This is a genomic window from Rahnella sp. ChDrAdgB13 (assembly GCF_017655185.1).
In the GTDB taxonomy this organism is placed as follows: domain Bacteria; phylum Pseudomonadota; class Gammaproteobacteria; order Enterobacterales; family Enterobacteriaceae; genus Rahnella; species Rahnella contaminans.
This window is the reverse complement of sequence record NZ_JAEMGT010000224.1, coordinates 1-2,892: the sequence shown is the minus strand read 5'-3', so window position 1 is coordinate 2,892 and position 2,892 is coordinate 1. Positions and strand designations below refer to the sequence as shown.

Annotated in this window: 7 protein-coding genes; 1 reads left to right on the top strand and 6 read right to left on the bottom strand. The window is 48.1% G+C overall.

What is annotated here, in order from left to right; translation table 11 throughout:
• Positions 1 to 45 precede the first annotated feature (45 nt).
• Positions 46 to 264: a hypothetical protein gene (locus J8X26_RS27060; RefSeq protein WP_208952607.1), complete on the bottom strand. Its 219-nt coding sequence runs from the start codon at positions 262 to 264 to the stop codon at positions 46 to 48.
• 3 nt (positions 265 to 267) lie between these two features.
• Positions 268 to 981, bottom strand: a complete 714-nt coding sequence (locus tag J8X26_RS27055) for a DUF2786 domain-containing protein (protein ID WP_208952606.1) — start codon at positions 979 to 981, stop codon at positions 268 to 270.
• A gap of 91 nt (positions 982 to 1,072) precedes the next feature.
• Between J8X26_RS27055 and J8X26_RS27050 the strand changes: the two genes are divergently transcribed.
• Positions 1,073 to 1,306 carry a hypothetical protein gene (locus J8X26_RS27050; protein WP_208952605.1) on the top strand — a complete coding sequence of 78 codons (234 nt, stop codon included), beginning with the start codon at positions 1,073 to 1,075 and terminating at the stop codon, positions 1,304 to 1,306.
• A gap of 186 nt (positions 1,307 to 1,492) precedes the next feature.
• Here the strand turns inward: J8X26_RS27050 and J8X26_RS27045 are convergent, their stop codons facing one another.
• From J8X26_RS27045 to J8X26_RS27030, 4 genes are read right to left on the bottom strand one after another with little or no spacing between them, the layout of a single operon-like run.
• Positions 1,493 to 1,648, bottom strand: a complete 156-nt coding sequence (locus J8X26_RS27045; RefSeq protein ID WP_208952604.1) for a hypothetical protein — start codon at positions 1,646 to 1,648, stop codon at positions 1,493 to 1,495.
• Positions 1,629 to 1,865: an ANR family transcriptional regulator gene (locus J8X26_RS27040; protein WP_208952603.1), complete on the bottom strand. Its 237-nt coding sequence runs from the start codon at positions 1,863 to 1,865 to the stop codon at positions 1,629 to 1,631. The genes J8X26_RS27045 and J8X26_RS27040 overlap by 20 nt, the downstream gene beginning before the upstream one ends.
• Before the next feature lies 1 nt (position 1,866).
• Positions 1,867 to 2,493 (bottom strand): DUF3164 family protein, encoded by a 627-nt coding sequence (locus J8X26_RS27035; protein ID WP_208952602.1) that lies wholly within the window; start codon positions 2,491 to 2,493, stop codon positions 1,867 to 1,869.
• The gene (locus J8X26_RS27030; protein WP_208952601.1) at positions 2,483 to 2,767 is read right to left on the bottom strand and encodes a hypothetical protein; all 285 of its coding nucleotides are present in this window, start codon (positions 2,765 to 2,767) and stop codon (positions 2,483 to 2,485) included. Before J8X26_RS27030 ends, J8X26_RS27035 begins: the two co-directional genes overlap by 11 nt.
• Positions 2,768 to 2,892 lie beyond the last annotated feature (125 nt).

Sequence of the window (2,892 nt, the reverse complement as noted above, 5' to 3'; positions counted from 1 at the left end):
ACACCACAGTTTTACGCTGTTCTGACGTAGAGATATTTTCTGTATTCATGAGATTTTCCATTGTTTTCTATGACGTTCTACCGCGCTTTTCATCGCCGCCTGCTCTGATTTCTTATAAACCCGCTGACTGTGGCAGTCGAAGTAACGAAAGCGCGAGAAAGTCGGCAGATACAGGTTCTCGGTCACAATGCTGCCGTCGCTAAGCATGTACTCACGGTTCATGCCATTGCAGGTACAGGCGCAACTGCTAACTGAAAGAAACATGGTTTACCTCCCGATCCCCAGTAACTCATTGCCCCGACCGTTTACGGCATGATGCAGTCTGGCCTTCTTGCCTTCTTCATATCCGGCCCACGACGCATCGTGATCACCCCGACATTTAGCCGCATCGCGGGTTTTGAGGTCAGTCATGTCGCGATCGTTGCGCAGACGCTGGTGATACAGTTCCATCTGCCTGCTTTCATCCGGGGTGATCGTAAACTCCCGGATGGCGTAATAGGCACCACTGACCCAGCCCTCACAGAACTGATCGGCACGCGCTACAGCGGTGGCCCGCTTGCAACGTTTACAGTACTTTGCCTGATATTCGCTACGGGCCTGCCGAAGCTGACGCCCCAGAACGTCAAAGGCATAGGCCGCAATCTCTCCGCGTTCGCCAGGGCCGTAAAAACACACGGTGCGCTTAGCGCTACCAGAGAGGCTGTATTTGCGGGAGTAATAGCAGTTCACCCCGAAGGCCCGACAAACCAGCGTCGAAAGCGCAGAAACATATTCCGGCACTTTCTCGGCATTGCTCGGCGCACCCGTGCTGGAGAACTCTTTCACTTCGGCCAGTTCGACATCATTTTCTGTCAGACCATATTCCCGCATATATGCCTGAACTTTAGACATAGCATTAGCGGCTTCCTGCGGGTTAGATGTCCCGCGAGCCAGGCGCATAAGCTTTTTAATTTTGGCGAGATACTTTTCTTTATTTTCCATCGCAATTTCACTTATATGTTTTTGATCAATATTTGATCTTCGATGTTCGTAATAATCGGTCGGCCAAATTCGGCATAATCAAGAGGTTAATATGAGCACCGAAAACAACGAGATCATCATGGAACAAATACTTGCCTGTCAGGCCGCATGGAGTTCGCTGTTAATGGCATTAGCGGCCACTAACAGCGTCGACCTGAGCATTCTTGAAAAGAAAATTAAGGACGCTCAACTTTTGTTCGTTGAGAAGAAATCTCTGACAGCTGCTGAGGCGCTTTCTCCGTGCCTGAATGCAGTGCATCTCTTAAAAGATCACGCTGAGAAATAATCTCTGAAATGAAAATTCGCATGATTTCTTTATATGCCTGTTCCATAAAATAACTCCTTAGTGAGTTTCAGGCGCAAGCAGTCCCCTGACGGTTTACGCCATATTTAAAGGTTGTTTAATTAAGTTTTAAATTCAGCCTGCTGGCGTTAATGAATCCACGTTAGCGAAATAAGGCTCTAAATTAATTTAGACAAATGCCACTTCTTTAAAACCTTCGGTTTTTCGCAGGTCGTGCGCTACATCAACAGTCTTAACAACTTTCCCGCCACGCAGTGCTTTCACAGGCTGATAAATAAAACGGCTACCGACCGGATAAAGTGCGTTAAATTCCTTCGCATTCATTAGCCGCCTCCTGAAGACGCCTGCCCATCAGTCCGTCGCAAAACGCCTTGCGGTTCTCGGCCCACCCGAGATTCACGGAACAGCATGGGGAAAGTGAAGCCTTATACCAAAGTTGTGAAGCCTCGCTGTAACGCCGTTCCTGCTCAGCCCTTACCGCACCAATGGCGTATCGCGCATACTGATTTACCAGACTCCCGCCAGCCGGATCCTTCGCCATCTCAGACCCCCGCAATATCAAGGACGATACTGACCAACTTTCCAGACTCGTCTTTCTTTTTGAAATTAATATAAGTCTTTGATACCGCAACCTGCAGCGACTCGGCTATCGCGTCCATCGCCTGACGCCAGCGTGGATCATCAAGTTTTGTCCGACGCAGAGAGAGAATGCGGCTGGTACTCAGTTTCCCTTCTTTATCGACTTCGAACGCATCCGCCACCAGTACCTGAATCTTGTCATCGGCACCTTTTGACCACTCCCGCAGGCATTCATCGATAATGTCTTTAGCCACCTGCAGCTCCGGCCCGAACGTCAGCGAATCCTGCACCGCGATTTTTACCTGCTGGCTGCCGTCAAACGATGGGAAAGTGACATTGCCCTTAACGCCGCCCGGCTTGCGTTCGTATTTCTCGGCAAGCAGATCAAGACAGGCATAAGCATTATCGAAAGCCTGACCTTTGAATTTCTTTAAATGCTGGTGCAGTTCTTCAGCACTGGAGACCTGGGAACGCACGAACGCATCCATTTCAAGGTCGTAGTCAGAAACCTGCGCAATAGGCACCAGACGGCCTTTACGGTCTTGCATGTAACCTTCAGGAACGACGATTTCTTTCTGATTAATGGACATTTTTATCCCCTTTCTGTGTTTTAACTTTAAAAAATTCGGAACTCACTTTTAAACAACCAGACGCCTTAATCTGGTGCATATAAGCTTCATTTACGGCTTTGATAATTGCAGGTGCATGATTCTTCATAATCACGGCCAGACATTCAGAATGCCCAGGCCTTTCATCATTCAGCCCATCAACGCCCACACTGATAGCGACAGGAATGGAGAAGCATCCTGGCTTATCGCCAGGAGTCGCGCCATTCTCGGTAAATTCAAAAATAACCTTTGCCATAATTGATTCCTTTAATTCCAGATAACCGTACAACCATTGATGCGGGATACTAATTTCACATCACGCACGCCATTTACTATTTACCTTCGTTAATTTTAGTTATTACAAGGAATGAGACCTTTTCG